A 24,057-nucleotide genomic window follows, 5' to 3' on the forward strand; every position below is an offset into this window, starting at 1 on the left:
CGGGTCTTATCCGATGAAGGGAAGTGTCAGCAGCGTAGCCAGGGCCAGGGCGAGTTGCAGGGCGAGGCACAGCGCCTGGCGCCGCAGCAGGCCCAGAGCGCCCTGGCTGCGGGCGGGCCAGGCGCGTGGGTCGCTGGCGTCGGGCTTGAGCTTCAGCTCGAACAGCGCGTGATCCAGGGCCTGGGTGTCGCGGGCAAGGTCGTCGCTGGCGGCGAGCCGGGCGAATAGCTCGGCATCCAGGGCAACGCGCATGGCCCAGTATTTGTGCAACAGGCCAAGCACCAGCATTACGGCGCAGAGCAGGCTGGCCAAGGGTGGCAACCGGGTCACCAGGGGCGACAGGCCGTAGGCCAGGGCCAGCAGGGTGATGCCGTCGGACAGACGCTCGAGCTGGCGGCCACGGCCCAGCAGGCTGGCGGTCAGGTACAGGTTCATGGTTGTGCCCTCAATGCCCCAGAGCCTGGCGGTGGGCAGTATGCAGCACAACCCTTGGGCGGGCCTGGCGGATCAACGCCTCGGCCTGGTCGATGTCGGCGCAGCGGCCGCTGTGAACCAGCCAGGCAGCCACGGCGCTGGCGCTGCGCGAGTAGCCCAGGGCGCAGCAGACCAATACCGGGCCATGGGCGCGCAGGCGTTCGATGGCTATGGCGGCCTGCAGCAGCAGGGGGCTGTCAGGGGCGATCAGGTCCAGGGTCGGAAAACACGCATAGCCAGCCGAGGCAACCGGTGTAGGAGCGTCAGCCTGGACATGACACGGCAGCTCCGCGCACAGGTCGACCACCGCAGCGAATGGCGCTCCACGCTGCGGAATACGTCCCAGGTAGACGCCATCGCATATTTCGTCCGCCTGCCGATGGCGCCAGGTCCATAACCGTGAATTGACCCACGCGCCCATCAGGTACGGGGCCAACAACCAGCTGGCTGCGTTCGACAAGCGCCCATCGGCGCCTTTCTGAAATCCGCCTGCGCCGAGCACGCCATAGTTCAATGCCACCAATGCCAGCGACACCGCCGGCCAGGCCAACCATAGCCAGGCACCGCCCAAAGCAATGGCGAGCACGGCGCACAACAGTGCGCCCGCGGCATAGCTCAACGCCAACCGCCAGCGCTTGGTCTCACGTGCAAGGCGAGCCTGCTGCCAAGGTAACGGCCCATGAGGCGGCCACAGCCACACACAGGCAAACCCCGCCAGCGCCCCGGTGGGCACGTCGACGAAATGATGCTGCCAGGTCGTCAGCACCGACAGCCCGATCAAAGCCATCCAGCCATGCATGAGCCAACGCCACGGCTGGCGCCGCACATGCCGGGCGAACATCGTCCAGATGATCACCAGCAGCGCGATATGCAACGACGGCGCCTGGTTGAACGGCTTGTCGAAGCCCATCAGCACATCGAACAACCAACCGAACACCCCGTCCAGTTCCGGCCGCTCGAAGGTGAAGCGCAGCGGCCAGAGCAGGAAACAGCTCACGCTGATCACTTGTGCACTCAACAAGGCCAGGGCGTGGCGGTCCATTTCCCGGCGGGTGGTCGGCAGCAGGAAAGAAAGCCCGTACAGCAGGTCGATGGACCAGTACGGAATGATCGTCCACGGCCACAGCGGCACCTGGTGTTCCCAGGCGAACACCAGGCTGCCGACTTCGCCGAGGGTGGCGGTGTGGTTGTTGACCAGGCCGTAACTGAGGAAGAAGAACGGCCCGAGCAGCAACAGCCAGAGCACGCCCCGGCGGATCAGGCCCGGCTCACGCACCATCGCTCACCCGCTGCGCGAGGCTTACGCTGAAGATGCCCCACTCGTCGATGCGCTGGGCGATCTTGCGGAACCCCGCCGCCTCCACCAGCTGGTCCATCTCCGCCTGGCTGCGCCGACGCATCACCCAGGCCTGGCCGTCGCGGTGGCTGGTCAGGGCGCGGGCGATCATCTCCAACTGCGGGTGCCAGGGTTGGCCGGTGTAGACCAGGTAGCCACCCGGTTCCACTGCCTCGCCCAGGCCTGCCAAAGAGTTGCCGACCAGGTCGTTGCTGGCGAACAGCTCGTAAAGGCCCGAAACCACCGCCAGGGTTGGGCGTGGGTCGAGGCTGGCCAGGCTCTGGCGGTCGAAGGCATCACCCTGGACGAAGCGGGCGAGCTCGGCCAGGCCCTTTTCGGCGATCAAGGCGCTGCCTTGCTGGACGTTCAGTTCACTGTAGTCGCGCAGCAGGATCGAGTCGGGCATCTGCCCCTGCAGGGCTTCGAGGATGTAGCGGCCATGGCCTGCGGCGATATCGACGATATGCACCGGGCGCTGCTGCTGGCGCAGGCGCTCGATGGCCTCGCGCAGCAGTTCCTCCACATGCAGCTTGCGCTGGCGAATGCCGCGCCAGCCGATGGCATCGAGGTAGTTGCGGTCGACCAGCTCGCCGAGCTTGCCCTTGCCGCTGGGCTGGTTGCGGTAGACATAGTCCAGCGTGCTGCCGGAATCGAAGCCGGTGTCGAAGCCCAGCTTCACCCCGTCCGAAAAGCCTTGGCCCAGGCGCAGGCCGGCGCGTGTGGCGCGCCAGTAGAGCGCACGCGGCGAGTAGCGGGGCAGGGGCGCGGCCAGGCTCTCGGCCTCGGCGCAGCTGGCGCCGACTTTGTCGGCATCCAGCAAGGAAGGCGCGGGTGCGGGGACGTCGAAGCAGTGGGCGACGAAGCGCTGGATACGCCCCAGGGCGTGGGCCCGGTCGCGCTCGCCCAGGGTGTCGTGGAAGAACCCCGGGAGAATGTGCATCTCTTTGCGCGTACTGCCCAGGCGTTCAAAGAAACGCTCCTGGGGCTTGCGCTCCACCACCAGGTCCGCGCCGGACACCAGCATCTGCGTCGGCACCTGGATCGCCTGGGCATCGGCCACCACCCGGTCGGCGGCCTCGTACAGGCCCAGCAGCATGGTCACCGAGATCGGTCGGCTGATCAGCGGATCGGCAACGTACGACATGACCCGCTCCGGGTCGTGGGTCAACAGGCGCGGCTTGACGTAGCTGTTGACGAAGAAGTTGCCGCGCAAGGCCTTGAGCAGCTTCAGGCCGGGGCGGGCGAAGGGTACGTAGAGCTTGACCTTGAACGCCGGCGAGGCCAGTACCAGGCAGCGCACCCTGGGCGCGTAGTCGTGGGCCCAGGTGGCTACCAGCACGGCGCCGACACTTTGTGCCAGCACCACCATGTTCGCTTCTTCAAGGCCATGGGTATCGCGGATGTGCTCGATGAAGGTCTGCACGTCGCGCACGCTGGTGGCGAAGCCTGGGCTGTCGCCCCGCGCCCCTGGCGACTGGCCATGGCCTCGGGCGTCCCAAGCGAAGAAGTCGTAGCCGGGCATGTCCAGCTCGTCGGCCAGATGGGCCATGCGGCCGCCATGTTCATGGCCGCGATGGAACATCACCACCGCCCGGCGTGGCTGGTGTTCGTTGCGCGTGGCGGGCCAATACCGGTAGTGCAGCTCCACGCCGTCATGGGTGGAGAAGTGCAGCGATTGCGCTTGGCGCATGGCTAAGGTCCTTGTCCGGCGGCAGAGGAGTCAACGGGCTTCGGTCAGGCCGTTGCGAACCCGGTTGTAGAGGGTATAGAGCGAGAGTGCCAGGATGACCAGCAGCAAACCGTCGATCCATGCGGCGCCCAGCACCCCGAACCCGACCCCGGCACCCAGCACGCCGAAGGCGAACGCCCGGTCGCTCTTGCCCATGGGCCCGTCATAGCGCCGCGAAGCGCCCACCAGCGGGCCCATCACCCCGGCGTACTCGCTGATCACCGCGCTCAATACCACTAGCACCACCAGCACCGGCGACACGCCTGGCAACAACGCGAACGGCAGATACAGCGCCGCATCGGCGACCACGTCGCACAGTTCATTGAGGTAGGCGCCGAGCCTGGATTGCTGGCCGAACTCCCGGGCCAGCATGCCATCGACGGCATTGAGCGCCATGCGCACGAGCATCCACAGCGGGATCAGCAGGAACAGCCCGCTCACAGGGCTCTGCCAGGCCAGCAACAGACCCAGCAGCACCGACACCAGCGCGGCGGCGACGGTGACTTGGTTGGCGGTGACACCACGCTCGTACAGGCGCTTTACCGCAGGGCGCAGCAGGGCCTGGAAACGGGGTTTGAGCTGGTAGATGGATGGCACGGTGAACTCCCTTTCATAACGCGACATGGCGGAGATTGTGGGGACAGAATCCGGCTGGCTGCAAGCGGCAAATGTCCTACATGTGACTCGGATGAGGCTTATTCAAAAGGGCTAGGTGTCCGCTTGTCGTCTTGTGTGTGTATGGTGTGTATTGAATTTTGTTTTTGCCAATACTGATGTGTACCATACACATCAACTGCCGAAGGAAGGGTGAATGCGCAGTAGGGACGTGATCCAGCTCATCGAAGCGGATGGGTGGTATGAGGTGGAGGTGAAAGGAAGCCATCATCAGTTTAGGCATCCCATAAAGCGAGGAAGGGTTACGGTTCCCCATCCTAAAAGTGATCTGCCAAAGGGCACGGTGCATAACATCTTGAAACAAGCGGGCCTGAAATAGGATCTGTCGAGCTGCCCGAGCAGATTTACCACCTCGAACCTCTATGGAGATAGTCGATGAAGTTCCCAGTCGTATTGCACAAAGACGTTGATTCGGACTACGGCGTCATCGTGCCCGATGTACCTGGCTGTTTCTCCGCCGGTGCCAGCGTTGCTCAAGCCCTGGAGAATGTTCAGGAGGCCCTGGCGTTGCACTTCGAAGGGCTGGTGGCGGATGGCGAGGCACTGCCACAAGCGCAAGAAGTCGATGTTCATGTCGCGAATCCTGATTACGCCGGAGGGATATGGGCGGTCGTGGATTTTGATGTGACGCCCTATCTGGGTAAGGCGGTGCGGTTCAACGCCACGCTGCCAGAGAACCTGTTGCAGCGCATTGATGAGAAAGTGAAACGTGATCATCGATATGCGTCTCGCTCCGGCTTCCTGGCCTCGGCCGCGTTGCGTGAATTGGCCGCGGCGCATTAGTGAGGTAGGGCTGCTTTGTAGCTCGCATCGAATAACAAGTAACTATTTGATTTTTAAGGGCTTTTTTATAGGTGATGGTGCGGCGATCCGGCTTTTCCCGCGATTAGGCTGGGCCGGTATTACCCTCGCCTGGCAAAGGCTTCGCCCTTGATCGCGGGACAAGCCCGCTCCCACAGGGGGACAGGGCTGGGCGATCTCCCATACGGAGCAGGGGGGGCAGCAACCTGATGTGGGCGGCCCATTACCTCAGCGGCATGGCCAAGGCATTGATGGATGACGCTGCAGAGGGGCTCAAGGTGAACGGATCTTGAGCTGAGCGCTGCCTGTGCGATCGCGCGGCGCTCGATCGAACAGGCAGCGAAGCGGTTGGATCAGCGCCCCGCCGAAGCCGGGCTGAGCATTTCGATCATTTGGATATCGAAATCCCGCTCCAGGTAATCCATACGCTGCTCGAAGAACTCGCGCATGTGCGGCAGGGCCGAATGCACGTCCAGGTCGGCCTTGCTGGCCCAAACCTCGTAGAACACGAACAGGCTTGGGTCTTCCTTGTCGCGCAGCATGTGGTATTCGATGCAACCTGGCTCTCGGCGGCTGGGCTCGACATAGGCGCGGAACAGCTGCTCGAAGGCTTCGGCCTTTTCCGGGCGGGTCTTGGCTTTGAGGATGAAGGCGTATTGCTCGGTCATGTGCAGGGCCTCGGGGGCAGGGAAGATGTGCGCATTTTAAAGCAACAATATGTTTTTGATTCGTGACCTTCGCGCAAATGTATTTTGCGATCGAGCCGCTTTTTCTCTGGCCCTCGCCTGCCTAATCTGCCGCCATCCATTTGACCTGCCCACGAGGCCCACCATGAAAAAGATTCTCCTGCTCAACGGCGGCAAACGCTTCGCCCACTCCGATGGTCGCCTGAACGAGACCCTGCATGAAGCTGCCCTGGCCCACCTGGACCGCGCCGGCTTCGATGTGAAGCAGACTTTCATCGACGGCGGCTACGACGTCCAGGAAGAAGTCGAGAAATTCCTCTGGGCCGATGTGGTGGTCTGGCAGATGCCCGGCTGGTGGATGGGCGCGCCCTGGACCGTCAAGCAGTACGTCGACGAAGTCTTCACCGCAGGCCACGGCAGCTTGTACGCCAACGATGGTCGCACCCGCTCCGACGCCTCGCAGAAGTACGGCAGTGGCGGCCTGATCCAGGGCAAGCAGTACATGCTCTCGTTGACCTGGAATGCTCCACAGCAGGCCTTCGACGACCCGAGCGACTTCTTCGAGGGCAAGGGCGTGGATGCGGTGTACTTCCCATTCCACAAGGCCAACCAGTTCCTGGGCATGACCGGCCTGCCGACCTTCCTCGCGGTGGACGTGATGAAGCGCCCGGATGTACCGGCGGCGCTGGCAGCCTACGAGGCGCACCTGGATCGAGTGTTCGGCAAGGCTCAATGATGTTGCCGGGGCTCCATCGCCGGCAAGCCGGCTCCCACAGGTTGTGCGCCAGCCTTGAGACAGCACTGTGCCTGTGGGAGCTGGCTTGCCAGCGATTGGGCCGCGACGTGGCCCCCTTGCACCGATCCGTTTCACCCGCTATCTATCAAGGCTACTTCCACTCAAGGCCTGCCGTGTGAAAACCCGCTCCGAAGAACTCCAGGTATTCGTCGCCGTGATCGACTGCGGCTCGATCTCCGCGGCCGCCGAACAGATGGGCCAGACCCCCTCGGCGGTCAGCCGTACGCTGTCGCGGCTGGAAACCAAGCTCGGTACCACGCTGGTCAACCGCACCACCCGGCGCATGGACCTGACCGAGGAGGGGCGCTTCTTCCTCGAACGCTCGCGGCGCATCCTCGAGCAGATGGACGATATGGAAGAGCATCTGTCCATGCACAACCAGACGCCTTCCGGGCGCCTGCGCATCAACGCCGCGGCGCCGTTCATGCTGCACGCTATCCTGCCGTGGATCGGCGAGTTCCGCCGCCAATACCCCGGCATCGAGCTGGAACTGAACACCGACGACCTGATCATCGACCTGCTGGAACAGAGCACCGACGTGGCCATCCGCATCGGCGAGCTGGCCGACTCCAGCCTGCACGCGCGTTCGCTCGGCTGCAGCCCGATCCAGGTGCTGGCCAGCCCCAACTACTTGGCACGCCACGGCACGCCGAAAACGGTCGAGGCGCTCAACGAGCATTGCCTGCTCGGTTTCAGCCAGCCGGAGTCGCTCAACCGCTGGCCGTTGCGCCATGCCCAGGGCGACCATTGGCAGATCCGACCCAGCCTGATCGCCTCCAGCGGCGAGACCCTGCGCCAGTTGGCGCTGGCCGGCGAGGGTATCGTCAGCCTGTCGCACTTCATGAGCCATGAAGACATCCGCACCGGCCGCCTGCAGGTGGTGCTGGGCGACTTCAACAACGGTTATCGCCAGCCGATCCATGCGGTGTATTACCGCAATACCCAGTTGGCCCTGCGCATCCAGTGCTTCCTGGATTTCATCCAGCAGAAGCTGGCGATGTACGCCTGCTGAGTTGCCTGAACACGACAGGCGCTGTGCATAGGCGGCAGAAATTTCCTACGGTGTTTGCGTAGTCGAAGCGCTTCGGCCTTAATGACTGATCAACAAAAACAACACCAAGGAAGTGCGCATGCGTATCGTCATGTTCCAGTCCATGGCCCTCGGGGCCGCGATTCTGAGCTGTTCGTCCGTGTTTGCGGCGCCGTTGGAAGGAAGCGCCGTCGCTGCGCCTGATCAATATGGCGCACAGGTGGCCGCCGATATCCTCAAGAAAGGCGGCAACGCCGTGGATGCCGCGGTGGCCACGGCCTTCACCCTGGCCGTGACCTACCCCGAAGCGGGCAACATCGGCGGGGGAGGCTTCATGACTTTGTTCGTCGATGGCAAGCCGTACTTCCTCGACTACCGCGAGGTGGCGCCCAAAGCCGCGACCCGTAACATGTACCTGAACGAAAAAGGCGAGGTGATCGAGAACCTGAGCCTGGTCGGCGTGCGTGCGGCCGGTGTGCCGGGCACGGTGATGGGCCTGTGGGAGGCGCACCAGAAGTTCGGCAAGCTGCCTTGGAGCGAGTTGCTGACCCCGGCCATCGGTTATGCCAAGAACGGTTTCAAGGTCGCCGAGAAACAGTACCAGTACCGCAACGATGCCCAGGGCCTGTTCAAGACCGCCACCAACTTCAACGACTACTTCGGCACCATGAAGGTGGGCGAGCTGTTCAGGCAACCCGAGCTGGCCCAGACCCTGGAACGTATCGCCGACAAGGGTGTGAGCGAGTTCTATCAAGGCAAGACCGCCGACCTGCTGGTGGCGCAGATGCAGGCCGACAAGGGCCTGATCACCAAGGCCGACCTCAAGGACTACAAGGCCGTATGGCGCGAGCCGATGGCGATCAGCTGGCGCGGCAACATGGTCTATACCGCACCGCCGCCGAGCTCTGGCGGTGTGGCCTTGGCCCAGCTGCTGGGTATCAAGGAAGCGCGCGCGGCAGACTTCAAAGGTGTGGAACACAATTCGGCCAAGTACATCCATTTGTTGTCCGAAATCGAGAAACGGGTATTCGCTGACCGCGCCGACTACCTTGGCGACCCCGCGTTCACCCAGGTACCGGTCGACAAACTGGTCGCCAAAGACTACCTGGCCAAGCGCGCGGCCCAGGTGAACCCGAACGCCATTTCCAAAACCGAGGATGTGAAGCCGGGCTTGGAGCCGCACCAGACCACGCACTTCTCCATCGTCGACAAGCAAGGCAATGCGGTGAGCAATACCTACACCCTCAACCTGGACTACGGCAGCGGCGTGGTGGTCAAGGGCGCGGGCTTCCTGCTCAACGACGAAATGGACGACTTCAGCGCCAAGCCCGGCGCCGCCAATGCCTTTGGCGTGGTGGGCGGCGATGCCAACGCCATCGAGCCGGGCAAGCGCATGCTCTCGTCCATGAGCCCCAGCCTGGTCACCCGTGACGGCAAGGTGGCGCTGGTACTCGGCACGCCGGGTGGCTCGCGGATTTTCACCTCGATCTTCCAGGTGATGAACAACCTGTACGACTATGGCATGCCGCTGGAGAAGGCGGTGGCGGCGCAGCGGGTGCATCACCAGTTGCTGCCCAAGGACACGATCTATTTCGACAGCTATGCGCCGCTGACCGGCAAGGTGGCCGATGAGCTGAAGAAGATGGGCTATGTGCTGGAGGACCAGGGCTGGGAGATGGGCGATATCCAGGCGATCCGGGTGACCGGGGAGAAGCTGGAGACCGCCTCTGACCCGCGTGGGCGGGGTGTGGGGATGATCGTCAAGTAATGGGTAAGAGGGGCCGCGTTGCGGCCCTTTCGCGGCGCAAGGCCGCTCCTACAGGGGATTGCGCTGTGCCTGTAGGAGATTCTATGGTTGTGGGCAAGCCGACTCCCACTGGTGCCGCGCCAACCACACCCTGTGGGAGCCGGCTTGCCGGCGATGAAGACAACCCTTTACCCAAAGCCAGATCACATCCCGGTGTGGGTAATCACCATGCACTCAACCAGCCCTGCTCGCTCAGGATTCATGATGCTGTTGCCCGTTCTGGCCCATCGCCGGCAAGCCGGCTCCCACAGGCCCTGTGTACGCTTGTTGCGGGAGATCACCCAGCCCTTTGGGCTGCGCTGTCGCGCAAAGCACAAACGGCTAGTGCTGACCCTCTGTGGGAGCGGCCTTGCGCCGCGAAAGGGCTGCCAAGCAGCCCCAAGACAGTCAGACGCGGAACTTGCTCACCAGCGTCTGCAAATGCCCACCCAACCGCGCCAGCTCCACACTGGACGCTGCCGTCTCGTCACTGGCCGTCGCTGTCTGCTCCGACACATCCCGCACGTTCAGGATGCTGCGGCTGATCTCCTCGGCCACTGCGCTCTGCTCTTCGGCTGCCGCGGCGATCTGCTGGTTCATCGACTGAATATTCGACACGGTGCGGGTGATATTGTCCAGCGAGGCGCCAGCCTTGCGCGCCAGCTCGACGCTGCTGTCGGTCAGGCTGCGGCTGCCGTTCATGACGTCGGCGACCTGCTGGGTGCCGTTCTGCAGGCTGGCAACCAGGCCTTCGATTTCTTCGGTGGACTGCTGGGTGCGCTGCGCCAGGCCGCGTACTTCGTCGGCGACCACGGCGAAACCACGGCCGGCTTCACCGGCTCGGGCGGCTTCGATGGCGGCATTGAGTGCCAGCAGGTTGGTCTGCTCGGCCACCGACTTGATCACGTCCATGACGCTGCCGATCTTCTGGCTTTCCTGCTGCAGCAGGCTCATGGCCTCGGTGGAGCGATGCACTTCCTCGGCCAGGCGTTCGATCTGGCTGATGGCCTCGCCCACCACGCGGTCACCCGCGCGAGCTTCGTCGTCTGCACCGGTCGCGGCATGGGAAGCCTGCTCGGCATTGCGGGCCACTTCCTGCACGGTAGCGGCCATTTCGTGCATGGCAGTGGCCACCTGGTCGGTCTCGACCTTCTGACTGTTGGCGCCGGCGCTGGTCTGCTCGGTGACGGCCGAGAGCTGTTCGGCGGCGCTGGCGATCTGGGTGACGCCATCGCGAATGCCGGTGATCAACTCGCGCAGGGTGGCCCCCATGCGGGCGATGCCCTGCTGCAGGACGCCCAGCTCGTCGCGACGGGTGACGCGCAGGTCCTGGGTGAGGTCGCCGCTGGCGATCTTTTCCACCGCGTCCAGGGTTTCGCGCAGCGGGCGGGTGATCTGGCGGGTGATGAGGAAGGCAGCCAGCACACCGACCAGCAGGGCCAGGAGGGTCGCGATGGTCTGCAGGCTGCGGGCCTGGAGGCTTTCCTGGTCGCGACGGTCGAGCTGGATCTGGTACAGCTGGTCACTGCGCTTGACGATGTCAGCGCCTTGCACGGTCATCTCCGCGCGGGCTACGGCGATTTGGGCCAGCGCATCGCGGAACTGGGCGACGGCGGCGCGGTAGGCCTGCAGGCCGCTCTCGAACTGCTGCACGCGGGTTGCATCGTTGGGCAGCTCACGCTTGAGGCCGTCGATTTCGGCAAGGGCACTATCGAGTTGGCGTAGGGCGGCCTGCTCGGCGTCGGCGCTCTGGTCGGCGATGTAGCTGCGCACGTCCAGGCGCACCTGGGCCAGGGTCTGCTTGGCCTTGCTGACCAATTGGTACTGGGCCAGGCGGGTACTGTCGCTGTCGGTGCTGGCGAGCACGTCGCGGCTGATCGCCTCGATCGGCTCGTTGGCCTGGGCAGCTGCCTTGCCCATGGCGTCGCGGGCGGCGAGGCTGGCGTTGTAGCCTTTGCGCATCTTATCCAGCGAGACGCGGTATTCGCTGATGGTCTGGCCCTGCTCACGCAGCAGCTTGAGGTTTTCCGGGCTCTTGAAAGTATTGACCAGGTGCTGCTGTTGGGCGCCGAAGGCATCGAGCTTGGCCAGCACGTTGGCTGCCGAGGTGTCGTCGCCATTGGTCAGCATGTATTGCAGGCGCGCCACGCGCAGGTTGGTCAGGTCACTGTTGAGCTTGGTGATGTCGCTCATCCAGTTGCTGCGGTCGATCAGGCTGCCCAGGCTGGTCCAGCCGGTCAGAGCCAGAAGGCCGGTCAGAAGCAGGACCAGGCCGAAGCCCAGGCCGAGTTTGAGGTTGACGCTGATATTGGCAAACCAGCCGTTCATGGCACGCTCTCCAGAAATTGATTTCGCTCGCTTGATCTCCAATCGCTGGGCATTGTTGTTATCGGCGCCCGCTGATTCCTGTGGGGGTTATCGGCAGGCGGGGATGAAGCTGAAACGCTTTTTCAGCGGATTTTTAACCTGTTGAAAACGTTTGCGTTTTGCAGAGGGTGGGGCCGCGACGCGGCCCTGTTTCACAGGCTACGCGCGCCGAAGGTGTCGCAGCGGTTCACATCGCCACTGGAAAACCCAGCCTTGAACCAGCGTACCCGTTGCTCGGACGTGCCATGGGTGAAGGAGTCCGGCACCACGCGGCCCTGGCCTTGCTGCTGCAGGCGGTCGTCGCCGATGGCGTTGGCGGCGTTGAGGGCTTCTTCCACATCGCCCGGCTCCAGCCAGTTCAGGCGTTTCTGCGCCTGGTAGGCCCAGACGCCAGCCAGGCAGTCGGCCTGCAGTTCCTGGCGCACCAGCAGGCCGTTGTCGCCTTCCAGGCGCTGGCCGCTGCGTCGCGCCGCGTCGACCTTGGCCGAGACGCCGAGCAGGGTCTGCACGTGGTGGCCGATCTCGTGGGCGATCACATAGGCCTGGGCGAAGTCGCCAGCGGCGGCGAAGCGGGTTTCCATTTCGCGGAAGAAAGTCATGTCCAGGTACACTCGCTGGTCGGCCGGGCAGTAGAAGGGCCCGACCGCCGAGGAAGCGAAGCCGCAGGCGGAGTTCACCTGGCCGCTGAACAGCACCAGCTTGGGGTCGCGGTATTGCTTGCCGCCCTGGGCGAACAAGGCTTTCCAGGTGTCCTCGGTGTCGCCCAGGATCGAGGCGACGAACTCGGCCTGTTCGTCGTTGGCGGGCGGGGCCTTGCCGCCCACGCTGGCCGGCGCCTGTTGCTGCTGTTGCTCCATCTGCCCGGCGAGCTGGCCGAGGATCTGCAAGGGGTCCTGCCCGGTGATCCAGCCGATGCCGACAATCAGCAGGATGGCACCGAGCCCCAGGCCCTTGCCACCCCCGAAGCGCATGCCGCCAGGGCCACCGCCGCTGCCTCGGGCATCGACCACATTGTCGCTACGCCGGCCTTTTCGCCATTCCATGTACTGTTCTCCGGGATCTTGTAACGTGAGGAGCAAGAGTAGCCAGTGCGGGCGCAACTGTCAGGCGCTTGGGGCCGCTTTGCGGTTAGTCGCCCCGCCTCGTGCCGCGACAGGGGCGCATAGCGCCCCCCGCTTCAACGGCGAACCAGCAGGACGCCGCTTTCCATGTGATGGGTGTACGGGAACTGGTCGAACAACGCGCATCGCTCGATGCGATGGGTATCGTGCAACTGGGCGATGTTCGCCGCCAGCGTCTCGGGGTTGCATGAGATGTACAGGATCCGCTCGAACCTGCGGGTCAGCTCGCAGGTGTCCGGGTCCATCCCGGCCCGAGGCGGGTCGACGAACACGGTGCCGAACGCGTAGCTTTTCAGGTCGATCCCTTCCAGCCGGCGGAACGGGCGCACGTCGTTCAGCGCCTGGGTCAGCTCCTCGGCCGACAGGCGCACCAGGCGTACGTTGCCCACACCGTTCTCGTCAAGGTTGCTCAGGGCGGCGTTGACCGAGGTCTTGCTGATCTCGGTCGCCAGCACCTGGCGCACGCGGGTGGCCAGCGGCAGGGTGAAGTTGCCGTTGCCGCAGTACAGCTCCAGCAGGTCGTCGTCGCGCTGGCCGAGGGCCTCGAAGGCCCAGCTCAGCATCTTCTGGTTCACCGCGCCATTGGGTTGGGTGAATGCGCCTTCGGGCTGGCGGTAGCTGAACACGCGGCCGGCCACTTCCAGCTTTTCCACGGCATAGTCACGGCCGATCACCAGGCGCTTGCCCTTGGAGCGGCCGACCAGGCTCACGCCCAGGTCTGCGGCCAGCTGGCGTGCGGCCACTTCCCAGGCGTCGTCCAGCAGGCGGTGGTAGCACATCGTGACCATGGCATCGCCGGCCAGGGTGGTCAGGAACTCCACTTGGAACAGGCGGTTGCTCAGCTCCTCGCTGGCCTGCCAGGCGGCCTTCAGGCGTGGCATCAGTTCGTTGATGCGCTGGCTGGCGATGGGGAAGTCGTCGATCAGGATCGCCTTGTGCTTCTCACCCGGGGCGAACATCGCATAGTGGCGTTGGCCGTCTTCACGCCACAGGCGGAATTCGGCGCGCAGGCGATAGTGCTCGCGGGGCGAGTCGAAGACAGCCGGCTCCGGCGCGCCGAAGGGCGCCAGCAGCTCGCGCAGCCGGGCGGCCTTGGCCTCCAGCTGCGGGGTATAGGCGGAAGGGTCGAAGACAGCACTCATGCGTTGAACCAGCCCAGCTTGATGACGAACAGAATGGAAAGGATCACCAGGGCCGGGTTCAGGTCGCCGCGGCGGCCGGAAATCAGCTTGATGGCGGTCCAGGTGATGAAGCCGAAGGCGATGCCATTGGCGATCGAGTAGGTCAGCGGCATGGCCAGGGCGGTGACCACCACCGGCGCAGCCTCGGTGACGTCGTCCCAGTTTATTTCCGCCAGGCCCGAAGCCATCAGCACCGCGACGAACAGCAGTGCCGGCGCCGTGGCGAAGGCCGGCACGCTACCGGCCAGCGGGGCGAAGAACAACGCCAGCAGGAACAGGATCGCCACGACGATGGCGGTCAGACCCGTGCGGCCACCGGCGCTCACGCCTGCGGCGGACTCGATGTAGCTGGTGGTGGTGGAGGTGCCCAGCAGCGAGCCCGCCATGGCTGCGGTGCTGTCGGCGATCAGGGCGCGGCCCATTTTAGGCATGTGGCCGTCCTTGCCCATCAGGCCGGCGCGCTTGGCCACGCCGATCAGGGTGCCGGAGTTGTCGAACAGGTCGACGAACAGGAAGGCGAAGATCACGCTGATCAGGCCTACATCCAGAGCGCCGGCGATGTCCAGCTGCAGGAAGGTCGGAGCCAGCGAAGGCGGCATCGATACCACCCCGGCGAACGGCGTGACGCCCATCAGGATCGATGCCAGGGTCACGGCGAGAATACCGATCAGCACCGCGCCGCGGACCTTCATCGCTTCCAGGGCCACGATCAGGAAGAACCCCAGAGTGGCGAGGATCGGCGCTGGCTGCTTGAGGTCGCCCAGGCCCACCAGGGTGGCCGGGTTGTCGACGACGATGCCGGCGTTATGCAGGGCGATCAGTGCCAGGAACAGGCCGATACCCGCGGCGATGGCCGAACGCAGCGGCAGCGGGATGCTGTTCACGATCCATTCGCGGATGCGGAAGATCGACAGCAGGAAGAACAGCACCGCCGAGAGGAAGACCGCGCCCAGGGCCACCTGCCAGGTGTGGCCCATGTGCAGCACCACGGTGTAGGTGAAGAAGGCGTTCAAGCCCATGCCCGGCGCCAGGGCGATCGGGTAGTTGGCGATTACGCCCATGGTCACCGAACCGATGGCCGCGGCCAGGCAGGTGGCGACGAAGATCGCGCCCTTGTCCATGCCGGTCTCGCCGAGGATGCTCGGGTTGACGAACAGGATGTAGGCCATGGCCAGGAAGGTGGTGACGCCCGCGAGAATCTCGGTGCGCACGTTGGTGTTGTGTGCTCTTAGTTGAAACAGCCTGTCCAGCATGCCCGCTCCCCAAGGCGCCCCCGGCGCCGTGAATGTATCGACCCCAATCAGCAAAGCACAGACCGTACCGGTTGCCGTGGTTTTCTGCGGGGCGGAAAAAAGCCGCGCATCATACCAGCATGGATGGCGAGGGCCTATGGCTGCTGGATAGGGCAGGATATGCGGTTGTCTGCGTTGGCCTATCGCCGGCAAGCCGGCTCCCACAGGTACTGCGCAGAGCCGAAGAGCAGTGCGGTCCCTGTGGAAGGGCCTATGGCTGCGGGATAGGCCCTATCGCCGGCAAGCCGGCTCCCACAGGTACTGCGCAGAGCCGAAGAGCAGTGCGGTCTCTGTGGGAGCGGGCTTGTCCCGCGATTGGGCCGGCAGGATCAACCCGTGTGCAACTTGTCGCGCTTGGCCAAGGTCGGGAACAACCTCATCCACACCCCGGTGACCACCAGCGTACCCACACCCCCCAACACCACCGCCGGCACCGTGCCGAACCAGTGCGCCGTCACCCCCGACTCGAACTCGCCCAACTGGTTCGAGGCGCCGATGAACAAGCCGTTCACCGCACTGACCCGGCCGCGCATCTCATCCGGCGTCTCCAGCTGCACGAACGCCCCGCGGATGACCATGCTGATCATGTCCGCCGCACCCAGCACCACCAGCACCGCCAGGGAGAACCAGAACGAGGTGGACAAGCCGAAGGCGATGGTGGCCACGCCGAACACACCGACGGCAGTGAACATGGTCAAGCCGACCTTGCGCTCCACCGGGAAGCGCGCCAGCCACAGCGACATCAGCAGCGCGCCCACCGCCGGTGCCGAGCGCAACAGGCCCAGGCCCCAGGCGCCGGTCAGCAGGATGTCCTTGGCGAACACCGGCAGCAGCGCCGTGGCGCCGCCCAGCAGCACGGCGAACAGGTCCAGGGAAATCGCCCCGAAAATGTCCGGGCGGCTGCGGATGAAGCGGATCCCGGCCAGCAGCGACTCAAGGCTGGCACGCCCGCGCTGGGCCACTTGCTGGCGGGCATCGAGGCTCAGGGTGAGCAGGCAGGCGATGGCATACAGCGCCACGGTCGGGCCATACACCCAGATGCTGCCGAAGGCATAGAGCAAACCGCCCAGCGCCGGGGCGACGATGGTCGCTGCCTGGGTAGCCGATGCCGAAGCCGCCACCGCCCGCGGGAACAATTCAGGCGGCACCACGTTGGGCAGCAGCGCCTGGGTGGCCGGCATCTCGAAGGAGCGGGTGGCACCGAGCAGGAAGGCCAGGACGAAGATCAGTTCGCGGCTGACGTTGTCGGAGGCGCTGCCCAGCGCCAGGGCCAGAGCGATCAGTGCTTGCAGGCTTTGGCACAAGGCGGCGACGCGGCGTCGGTCGTAGCGGTCGGCGACGTGGCCGGTGTGCAGCATGAACAGCACCCGCGGGGCGAATTCCACGAGCCCCACCAGGCCCAGGTCGAGCACGTTGCCGGTCAACTGATAGAGGTGCCAGCCGATAGCCACAGTGAGCATCTGGAAGCCACTGGCGGTGAATACCCGGGCCAGCCAGAAGGCCAGGAACGGACGGTGGTGACGCAGCGACTGCACGGCGGAATCGGACATCGGTGACCCTTGACTTAGGCGCGCTAGAGGCGTTGCAGGGTATCATCTGTTTGTAACAAATGGTTGCTGTTTGCCCGCTTCTGCACTTTTCCCGGTGCCCTGCAAGGCGGTGGGACAACCCGTCACGCGGCAATCAACCACACGGCTCACCTGCCCATTCGGGTCTATGCTTCCCAACATTCGTTGACCTGGGTCAATCGTTCCAGGTGCAACGATCTGGCCACTGGCCGCAATCCCTGCGATCGAACAGAACAATTCCAACGCGCCGCACTCGATAACCGTGGGGGCAGTGGGCGTCAAGGTCACGAGCCCGGACGCCGGATTACCTGAAGAGGAAGCACTATGTTCGGTTTAGAGGCCTTGGAGCTCGCCCGAATCCAGTTCGCATTTACCGTGTCCTTTCACATCCTGTTCCCGGCCATCACCATTGGCCTGGCGAGCTACCTGGCCGTCCTCGAAGGCCTCTGGCTGAGGACCCACAACAACGTCTACCGCGATCTCTACCACTTCTGGTCGAAGATCTTCGCCGTCAACTTCGGCATGGGCGTGGTCTCGGGCCTGGTCATGGCTTACCAGTTCGGCACCAACTGGAGCCGCTTCTCCGACTTCGCAGGCGCCATCACCGGCCCCTTGCTCACCTATGAAGTGCTCACCGCCTTCTTCCTCGAGGCGGGTTTCCTGGGCGTGATGCTGTTCGGCTGGAACCGGGTCGGCCGCGGGCTGCACTTCTTCTCCACGGTGATGGTGGCGCTCGGTACCCTGGTCTCGACCTTCTGGATCCTGGCCTCCAACAGCTGGATGCAAACCCCCCAGGGCCACGAGATCATCGATGGCCGGGTGGTACCGGTGGACTGGTTGGCGGTGATCTTCAACCCGTCCTTCCCCTTCCGCCTGATGCACATGGCCACCGCTGCGTTCGTCTCCACGGCCTTCTTCGTCGGTGCTTCGGCGGCTTGGCACTTACTGCGCGGGCGCGATAACCCGGCGGTGCGCAAAATGCTGTCGATGGCCATGTGGATGGCGCTGATCGTCGCGCCGATCCAGGCGGTGATCGGAGACTTCCACGGCCTGAACACCCTCAAGCACCAGCCGGTGAAGATTGCGGCCATCGAAGGCCACTGGGAAAACACCCCCGGTGAATCGACCCCGCTGATCCTGTTCGGCCTTCCCGACATGGAAGCCGAAACCACCCGCTTCAAGGTCGAGATCCCGGCCTTGGGCAGCCTGATCCTGACCCACAGCCTGGATAAGCAGGTACCGGCGATGAAGGAGTTCCCGCCGGAGGACCGCCCCAATTCGACCATCGTGTTCTGGTCGTTCCGGGTCATGGTCGGCCTGGGCCTGCTGATGATCGTCTGTGGCTTCTGGAGCCTCTGGCTGCGCAAGCGCGGCACCTTGTACAGCTCGCGGCCGTTCCTGCATTTCGCGCTGTGGATGGGCCCCTCGGGGTTGATCGCCCTGCTGGCCGGCTGGTTCACCACCGAGATCGGTCGCCAGCCGTGGGTGGTCTACGGCCTGATGCGCACTGCCGATGGCGTGTCCAACCACAGCTACGGCCAGCTCGGCCTGACCTTGGTGATTTTCGTGGTGGTCTACTTCGCCCTGTTCGGTACTGGCCTTGGCTACATGCTGCGCCTGGTGCGCAAAGGGCCGAAGACCGGCGAGGGCGACGAGCAGAACCCTGGCGGCCCTGGCCAGAAACGTACGCCGGCACGGCCGTTGTCCGCCGCCGATGAGGGCCATGAGGCCGACTCCGCCAGCTTGAGCAAGGAGAACTGAGCCATGGGTATCGACCTTCCGTTGATCTGGGCCGTGATCATCATCTTTGGCGTCATGATGTACGTGGTGATGGACGGCTTCGACTTGGGTATCGGCATGCTCTTCCCCTTCGTCAAGGGCGAGCGTGATCGTGATGTGATGATGAACACCGTCGCCCCCGTGTGGGACGGCAACGAGACTTGGCTGGTGCTCGGTGGTGCCGGGCTGTTCGGGGCCTTCCCGATGGCCTATTCGGTGGTGCTCGAGGCGCTGTATCTGCCGCTGATCCTGATGCTGGTGGGGCTGATTTTCCGCGGCGTGGCCTTCGAATTCCGCTTCAAGGCCACGGCCGAGAAGCGCCATATCTGGGACAAGGCGTTCATCGGCGGCTCGTTGGTGGCGACCTTCTTCCAGGGCGTGGCCCTGGGCGCTTTCATCGAGGGCTTCAAGGTGGTGGACCGGCACTATGCCGGCGGCGCCCTGGACTGGCTGACCCCGTTCAGCCTGTTCTCCGGCGTGGGCCTGATCGTCGCCTATACCCTGCTGGGCTGCACCTGGCTGATCATGAAGACCGAAGGGCCGTTGCAGCAGCAGATGCATGACCTGGGCAAGCCCCTGGCGCTGGTGCTGTTGGCAGTGATCGGCATCGTCAGCCTGTGGACGCCGTTGGCTTACCCACAGATCGCCGACCGTTGGTTCAGCATGCCGAACCTGATCTGGTTCATGCCGGTGCCGATCCTGGTGCTGGTGACCTTCTACGGGTTGCTGCGGGCGGTGGCACGCAATGCGCACTACACGCCGTTCCTGCTCACGCTGGTGTTGATTTTCCTTGGCTACAGCGGCCTGGGGATCAGCCTGTGGCCGAACATCATCCCGCCGTCGATCTCGATCTGGGACGCCGCGGCGCCACCGCAGAGCCAGGGCTTCATGCTGGTGGGGACGTTGTTCATCCTGCCGTTCATCCTTGGGTACACCTTCTGGAGCTACTACGTGTTCCGCGGCAAGGTCACCCATGAGCACGGTTATCACTAGGAGGTTCGGTGATGGTGGTTGAAGAGAAGAAACCGCTTTGGCAACGCCTGGGCTGGCTGGTGCTGATCTGGGCGGGGAGCGTGGCAGCGCTGGGCATCGTGGCCTGGCTGATGCGGATGTTCATGAGTGCGGCAGGGTTGAGTACCCACTGAAGTCATCGCTGGCCCAATCGCCGGCAAGACGGCTCCTACACGACATTGTGGGAGCCGGCTTGCCGGCGATTGGCCTTTGCAGGCTCAGGCTATTTGCGGGCCTTGAGGATCACGAACTTCGGCGTCGCCGCCACCTGCTCCACCCCCCGGAACAACCGCCCCAGCTTGCTGTGGTAACCCAGGTGGCGGTTGCCCACTATATAAAGCGCCCCACCCACCACCAATGCCTCGCGGGCTTGCTGGAACATGCGCCAGGCAAGGAAGTCCCCCACCACCTGCTGCTGATGGAACGGCGGGTTGCACAGCACCACGTCCAGCGACTGTTTTTCCTGCCCGGCCAGGCCATCGGCAGGGCGGATGTTCGCGTCCCGATCACCCAGCGCCGCGCGCCAGTTCTCCTGGGCCGACTGCACCGCCATGTACGACTCGTCCACCAGGGTGTAGTGCGCATCGGGGTTGGCCAGGGCGCTGGCGATCGCCAGTACGCCATTGCCGCAGCCAAGGTCGGCCACGCGTGCCCGGCCCAGGTCGCGGGGCAGGTGGGGTAGGAAGGCGCGGGTGCCGATGTCCAGCCCTTCACGGCAGAACACGTTGGCATGGTTGACCAGCTCGAGGGCTGGCGCGTCCAGGCGGTAGCGGCTGGGGTAGGGCGAGCGCGCGGCAGGGCGTCCGGCGACGGTCGCGGTGAGCAGGCGCGCCTTCTTCTGCGCCAGCGAAGCCTGCACCGGGCCGATGTACTTCTCCATCAGGTCGCCTGCGGCGCGGGGCAGGTGCTTGATCATGGCTCCAGCGATCACCTGGGCGTCAGGGGCCAGGTGGCCTTGCAGGCGGATCAATTGCTCTTCCAGCAGCGCCAGGGTCTTGGGCACGCGTATCAGCACGCGGTCGAACGGCCCCTGCCAGGCTTCGCTGGCGGGCACGAAAGGCACGGCGTCGAATGGCTTGCCATTGCGTGCCAGGTTCTTTTCCAGTGCCAAATGGCCCAGGTGCGAGTCACCACTGCTGGTCACCGCCATGTGGCCGGCCAGGCTGGCGGCCAGGGCGCCGAAGCTGTCGTTGAGCACCAGCACCCGGCAATCGGCGGTGGGCGCCTGGCTGGCCAGGTGCGCCAGCAGGTATTCGTCGGCGGCGTCGAAGGCTTGCAGGGGGTCGTTGGCCTGGTCCGGCTGGCGGATCAGGTCAAGTTCGGCGAAGGGGCTGGTCAGCAGGGGCATGGCGTAGGGCTCGGTGCGTATCTGCTCGGCGCGGACCACGACGAGCTTCAGGGGCGCGATTCTACAGGGCTTTGCCGCCGGCTTGTACGACGAGGCCCTACAAACCGTCGGTGTTCATCCCTGGCGCTTTGCGCGACACTGGGCGCACCTGCCCGATGGAGTCCGTCATGACCGCCAGCGCCGACAAGTTCACCCGCCAGACCCTGCTCGACGTCCAGCCGTTGACCCCCAGCCTGTTCACCTTGCGGGTCACCCGCGACGCAGGGTTTCGCTTTCGCGCCGGGCAGTTCGCTCGTCTGGGCGTGACCAAGGCCGACGGCAGCGTGGTATGGCGGGCCTATTCGATGGTCAGCGCGCCCCATGACGAATTCCTCGATTTCTTCTCCATCGTCGTGCCAGGCGGTGAGTTCACCAGCGAGCTGAGCCGCCTGGGCGAGGGCGACAGCCTGCTGATCGACCGCCAGGCCTTCGGCTACCTGACCCTGGACCGCTTCGTCGGCGGCCGCGACCTGTGGTTGCTGGCCACCGGCACCGGCATCGCGCCGTTCATGTCGATCCTGCAGGACTTCGAGGCGTGGGAGCGGTTCGACAACATCAAGCTGGTGTATTCGGTGCGCGAGGCAAAGGAACTGGCCTACCTGGACCTGATCGCAGGGCTCGAGCGGCGCGACTACCTGGCGGAGTTCGCGGGCAAGCTGCAGTTCATCCCGGTGGTCACCCGCGAGCAGCACCCGGGGGCATTGAATGCACGGATCACCACGCTGATCGAAAACGGCGAGCTGGAAAGGGCGGCGGGCCTGGCGCTGTCGCCGGAGCATTCGCGGATCATGCTGTGCGGCAACCCGGACATGATCGATGACACGCGCAAGGTGCTGAAGGCGCGCGACCTGCAGTTGAGCCTGAGCAAGCGGCCGGGGCAGGTGGCGGTGGAGAACTACTGGTAAAGCGGCGCTGGGGTCAATCGCGGGACAAACCCGCTCCCACAAGGGCTGCATGCACAGCCCCTGTGGGAGCGGGTTTGTCCCGCGATGAGGGTATCGCTTATTGCCGGTTCTGCGCCTTGAGCAGGTCGCGAATCTCGGTCAGCAGGGTTTCCTCGGCGCTCGGCACGGGCGGGGCGCTCGGGGCCACGGCTTCCTCGCGCTTGAGGCGGTTGATCACCTTCACGCCCATGAAGATGGCGAAGGCCACGATCAGGAAGTCGATCACGGTCTGGATGAACTTGCCGTACGCCAGCATCACCGCAGGGACGTCTCCCTCGGCCGCCTTGAGCGTGATGGCCAGGTCGCTGAAGTCCACGCCACCGATCAACAAGCCCAGCGGCGGCATGACCACGTCGCCCACGAAGGACGATACGATCTTGCCGAAGGCCGCGCCGATGATGATACCGACTGCCATGTCGACGACATTTCCCTTGACCGCGAAGGCCTTGAATTCACTGAGCATTCCCATGGTTTATTCCTTGTAACAAATGGAGAGGTATTCGCAGTTTAAGCCAGCAATTCGCTTCATGCGTTGCGGTGCGGCTACAGACTGCGTTTAGTGCGAATAGTTTTGTCGTCGCACGACGCGTTCGAGACACGTCCGGCTCGGCTATCATGGCGATTTTTCCAGGAGACTGAGCCCATGGCCAAGGCCAAGCGCTTGTATGGCTGCACCGAGTGCGGCGCGACCTTCCCCAAATGGGCCGGCCAATGCGGCGAGTGCGGGGCCTGGAACACCCTGGTCGAGACCATGATCGAAAGCGGCGGCGCCGCGGCGCCTGCCGGGCGTACCGGTTGGGCCGGGCAACAGGCGCAGATCAAGACCCTGGCCGAGGTCAGCGTCGAGGAGATCCCGCGCTTCACCACCAGCAGCGCCGAGCTGGATCGTGTGCTCGGCGGTGGGCTGGTGGACGGCTCGGTGGTGCTGATCGGTGGTGACCCGGGCATCGGCAAGTCGACCATCCTGCTGCAGACGCTGTGCAACATCGCCACGCGCATGCCGGCACTCTATGTCACCGGCGAGGAATCCCAGCAGCAGGTGGCCATGCGTTCACGTCGCCTGGGCCTGCCCCAGGACCAGCTCAAGGTGATGACCGAGACCTGCATCGAGTCGATCATCGCCACCGCGCGCCAGGAAAAACCACGGGTGATGGTCATCGACTCGATCCAGACCATCTTCACCGAGCAGTTGCAGTCGGCTCCCGGCGGCGTGGCCCAGGTGCGCGAGAGCACGGCCTTGCTGGTGCGCTATGCCAAGCAGAGCGGCACGGCGATCTTCCTGGTCGGCCATGTGACCAAGGAAGGTTCGCTGGCCGGGCCGCGTGTGCTCGAGCACATGGTCGACACGGTGTTGTACTTCGAAGGGGAATCCGATGGGCGTTTGCGCCTGTTGCGTGCAGTGAAGAACCGCTTCGGTGCGGTCAACGAGCTGGGCGTGTTCGGCATGACCGACCGTGGCCTGAAGGAAGTCTCCAACCCCTCCGCGATCTTCCTCAACCGCACCCAGGAAGAAGTCCCCGGCAGCGTGGTCATGGCTACCTGGGAGGGCACCCGGCCGATGCTGGTGGAGGTGCAGGCGCTGGTGGACGATAGCCACCTGGCCAACCCCCGACGCGTTACCCTGGGCCTGGACCAGAACCGCCTGGCCATGTTGCTGGCGGTCCTGCACCGCCATGGCGGTATTCCCACCCATGACCAGGACGTGTTCCTCAACGTGGTAGGCGGGGTGAAGGTGCTGGAGACCGCGTCGGACCTGGCCTTGCTGGCCGCGGTGATGTCCAGCCTGCGCAATCGTCCGCTGGCCCATGGGCTACTGGTGTTTGGCGAGATCGGCCTGTCCGGCGAGGTGCGCCCGGTGCCCAGCGGCCAGGAGCGGCTTAAGGAAGCGGCCAAGCACGGCTTCAAGCGAGCGATCGTGCCCAAGGGCAACGCGCCCAAGGAGCCGCCGGCGGGGTTACAGGTCATTGCCGTGACACGTCTCGAGCAGGCGCTGGATGCATTGTTCGAGTAGGACGTACCGTTGCTGGGGCTGCTTCGCAGCCCTTTAGCGGCACAAGGCCGCCCCTACAGATGACTATGATTGGATCAACGACG

The 24,057-nt window shown here is 64.5% G+C and carries 23 protein-coding genes and 1 pseudogene; 11 read left to right on the forward strand and 13 right to left on the reverse strand.

Features of this window, described 5'->3' with window-relative positions; genetic code table 11:
* Positions 1-6 precede the first annotated feature (6 nt).
* Genes ACNFG0_RS12110 through ACNFG0_RS12125 form a run of 4 tightly spaced genes read right to left on the reverse strand, consistent with a single transcriptional unit; the run spans position 7 to position 4,136 of the window.
* On the reverse strand, positions 7-435 hold the full coding sequence (locus ACNFG0_RS12110; RefSeq protein ID WP_416764990.1) for a hypothetical protein: 429 nt from the start codon (positions 433-435) through the stop codon (positions 7-9).
* A 10-nt stretch (positions 436-445) separates the two neighbouring features.
* The gene (locus ACNFG0_RS12115) at positions 446-1,753 is read right to left on the reverse strand and encodes a phosphatase PAP2/dual specificity phosphatase family protein (protein WP_416764991.1); all 1,308 of its coding nucleotides are present in this window, start codon (positions 1,751-1,753) and stop codon (positions 446-448) included.
* Complete coding sequence (locus ACNFG0_RS12120; RefSeq protein ID WP_196167201.1) at positions 1,743-3,500, reverse strand: bifunctional alpha/beta hydrolase/class I SAM-dependent methyltransferase; 1,758 nt, start codon at positions 3,498-3,500, stop codon at positions 1,743-1,745. The genes ACNFG0_RS12115 and ACNFG0_RS12120 overlap by 11 nt, the downstream gene beginning before the upstream one ends.
* Positions 3,501-3,530: 30 nt before the next feature.
* Complete coding sequence (locus ACNFG0_RS12125) at positions 3,531-4,136, reverse strand: CDP-alcohol phosphatidyltransferase family protein (RefSeq protein ID WP_196156294.1); 606 nt, start codon at positions 4,134-4,136, stop codon at positions 3,531-3,533.
* Positions 4,137-4,350: 214 nt separating this feature from the next.
* Here ACNFG0_RS12125 and ACNFG0_RS12130 point away from each other — a divergent pair, with 214 nt between their 5' ends.
* The 3 genes from ACNFG0_RS12130 (at position 4,351) to ACNFG0_RS12140 (ending at position 5,308) form a co-directional block, all read left to right on the forward strand.
* A complete protein-coding gene (locus ACNFG0_RS12130) occupies positions 4,351-4,533 on the forward strand; it encodes a type II toxin-antitoxin system HicA family toxin (RefSeq protein WP_196143798.1) in 183 nt (60 codons plus the stop codon).
* A 56-nt stretch (positions 4,534-4,589) separates the two neighbouring features.
* The gene (locus ACNFG0_RS12135) at positions 4,590-4,997 is read left to right on the forward strand and encodes a type II toxin-antitoxin system HicB family antitoxin (protein WP_416764994.1); all 408 of its coding nucleotides are present in this window, start codon (positions 4,590-4,592) and stop codon (positions 4,995-4,997) included.
* A gap of 224 nt (positions 4,998-5,221) precedes the next feature.
* On the forward strand, positions 5,222-5,308 hold the full coding sequence (locus tag ACNFG0_RS12140) for a DUF3077 domain-containing protein (RefSeq protein WP_416765050.1): 87 nt from the start codon (positions 5,222-5,224) through the stop codon (positions 5,306-5,308).
* Between the two features lie 60 nt (positions 5,309-5,368).
* Here the strand turns inward: ACNFG0_RS12140 and ACNFG0_RS12145 are convergent, their stop codons facing one another.
* A complete protein-coding gene (locus ACNFG0_RS12145; protein ID WP_416764995.1) occupies positions 5,369-5,683 on the reverse strand; it encodes a putative quinol monooxygenase in 315 nt (104 codons plus the stop codon).
* A 163-nt stretch (positions 5,684-5,846) separates the two neighbouring features.
* Between ACNFG0_RS12145 and ACNFG0_RS12150 the strand changes: the two genes are divergently transcribed.
* The 3 genes from ACNFG0_RS12150 (at position 5,847) to ggt (ending at position 9,295) form a co-directional block, all read left to right on the forward strand.
* Positions 5,847-6,437: an NAD(P)H-dependent oxidoreductase gene (locus ACNFG0_RS12150; RefSeq protein WP_196143795.1), complete on the forward strand. Its 591-nt coding sequence runs from the start codon at positions 5,847-5,849 to the stop codon at positions 6,435-6,437.
* A 175-nt stretch (positions 6,438-6,612) separates the two neighbouring features.
* Positions 6,613-7,509 carry a LysR family transcriptional regulator gene (locus ACNFG0_RS12155; RefSeq protein ID WP_196156291.1) on the forward strand — a complete coding sequence of 299 codons (897 nt, stop codon included), beginning with the start codon at positions 6,613-6,615 and terminating at the stop codon, positions 7,507-7,509.
* A gap of 118 nt (positions 7,510-7,627) precedes the next feature.
* Positions 7,628-9,295 carry a gamma-glutamyltransferase gene (gene ggt, locus ACNFG0_RS12160; protein WP_416764997.1) on the forward strand — a complete coding sequence of 556 codons (1,668 nt, stop codon included), beginning with the start codon at positions 7,628-7,630 and terminating at the stop codon, positions 9,293-9,295.
* A gap of 426 nt (positions 9,296-9,721) precedes the next feature.
* Here ggt and ACNFG0_RS12165 read toward each other — a convergent pair whose 3' ends face one another.
* From ACNFG0_RS12165 to ACNFG0_RS12190, 6 genes and pseudogenes are all read right to left on the reverse strand, one after another.
* The gene (locus tag ACNFG0_RS12165) at positions 9,722-10,585 is read right to left on the reverse strand and encodes a methyl-accepting chemotaxis protein (RefSeq protein WP_416765052.1); all 864 of its coding nucleotides are present in this window, start codon (positions 10,583-10,585) and stop codon (positions 9,722-9,724) included.
* Positions 10,577-11,641, reverse strand: a pseudogene (locus ACNFG0_RS12170) (methyl-accepting chemotaxis protein); the annotation flags it as partial. The gene ACNFG0_RS12165 and the pseudogene ACNFG0_RS12170, both read right to left, overlap by 9 nt.
* A gap of 191 nt (positions 11,642-11,832) precedes the next feature.
* Positions 11,833-12,723 carry a neutral zinc metallopeptidase gene (locus tag ACNFG0_RS12175; RefSeq protein ID WP_196143791.1) on the reverse strand — a complete coding sequence of 297 codons (891 nt, stop codon included), beginning with the start codon at positions 12,721-12,723 and terminating at the stop codon, positions 11,833-11,835.
* A 134-nt stretch (positions 12,724-12,857) separates the two neighbouring features.
* Complete coding sequence (gene trmA, locus ACNFG0_RS12180; protein WP_416764999.1) at positions 12,858-13,943, reverse strand: tRNA (uridine(54)-C5)-methyltransferase TrmA; 1,086 nt, start codon at positions 13,941-13,943, stop codon at positions 12,858-12,860.
* Positions 13,940-15,235, reverse strand: coding sequence for an NCS2 family permease (locus ACNFG0_RS12185; protein WP_196143789.1), 1,296 nt, complete (start codon positions 15,233-15,235; stop codon positions 13,940-13,942). Before ACNFG0_RS12185 ends, trmA begins: the two co-directional genes overlap by 4 nt.
* A gap of 368 nt (positions 15,236-15,603) precedes the next feature.
* The gene (locus ACNFG0_RS12190) at positions 15,604-16,824 is read right to left on the reverse strand and encodes an MFS transporter (protein ID WP_416765001.1); all 1,221 of its coding nucleotides are present in this window, start codon (positions 16,822-16,824) and stop codon (positions 15,604-15,606) included.
* A gap of 342 nt (positions 16,825-17,166) precedes the next feature.
* Here ACNFG0_RS12190 and ACNFG0_RS12195 point away from each other — a divergent pair, with 342 nt between their 5' ends.
* Genes ACNFG0_RS12195 through ACNFG0_RS12205 form a run of 3 tightly spaced genes read left to right on the forward strand, consistent with a single transcriptional unit; the run spans position 17,167 to position 19,766 of the window.
* Positions 17,167-18,603, forward strand: a complete 1,437-nt coding sequence (locus ACNFG0_RS12195; RefSeq protein ID WP_196143787.1) for a cytochrome ubiquinol oxidase subunit I — start codon at positions 17,167-17,169, stop codon at positions 18,601-18,603.
* A 3-nt stretch (positions 18,604-18,606) separates the two neighbouring features.
* Positions 18,607-19,614, forward strand: coding sequence for a cytochrome d ubiquinol oxidase subunit II (gene cydB / locus ACNFG0_RS12200; protein ID WP_196143786.1), 1,008 nt, complete (start codon positions 18,607-18,609; stop codon positions 19,612-19,614).
* 11 nt (positions 19,615-19,625) lie between these two features.
* Positions 19,626-19,766 carry a DUF2474 domain-containing protein gene (locus tag ACNFG0_RS12205; protein WP_196143785.1) on the forward strand — a complete coding sequence of 47 codons (141 nt, stop codon included), beginning with the start codon at positions 19,626-19,628 and terminating at the stop codon, positions 19,764-19,766.
* Positions 19,767-19,855: 89 nt separating this feature from the next.
* Here the strand turns inward: ACNFG0_RS12205 and ACNFG0_RS12210 are convergent, their stop codons facing one another.
* Positions 19,856-20,980, reverse strand: coding sequence for a methyltransferase (locus tag ACNFG0_RS12210; RefSeq protein ID WP_416765054.1), 1,125 nt, complete (start codon positions 20,978-20,980; stop codon positions 19,856-19,858).
* Between the two features lie 167 nt (positions 20,981-21,147).
* Between ACNFG0_RS12210 and ACNFG0_RS12215 the strand changes: the two genes are divergently transcribed.
* Complete coding sequence (locus ACNFG0_RS12215) at positions 21,148-21,924, forward strand: ferredoxin--NADP reductase (protein WP_196154627.1); 777 nt, start codon at positions 21,148-21,150, stop codon at positions 21,922-21,924.
* Positions 21,925-22,021: 97 nt separating this feature from the next.
* On the opposite strand, the gene mscL is transcribed toward ACNFG0_RS12215, so the two are convergent.
* The gene (gene mscL / locus ACNFG0_RS12220) at positions 22,022-22,432 is read right to left on the reverse strand and encodes a large-conductance mechanosensitive channel protein MscL (RefSeq protein ID WP_196143783.1); all 411 of its coding nucleotides are present in this window, start codon (positions 22,430-22,432) and stop codon (positions 22,022-22,024) included.
* Between the two features lie 174 nt (positions 22,433-22,606).
* Here mscL and radA point away from each other — a divergent pair, with 174 nt between their 5' ends.
* Entirely contained in the window at positions 22,607-23,974 is a 1,368-nt protein-coding gene (gene radA, locus ACNFG0_RS12225) for a DNA repair protein RadA (RefSeq protein ID WP_196143782.1), read from the forward strand.
* Positions 23,975-24,057: the final 83 nt, after the last annotated feature.

The organism is Pseudomonas sp. NY15372 (assembly GCF_048068215.1).
GTDB lineage: Bacteria > Pseudomonadota > Gammaproteobacteria > Pseudomonadales > Pseudomonadaceae > Aquipseudomonas > Aquipseudomonas guariconensis_A.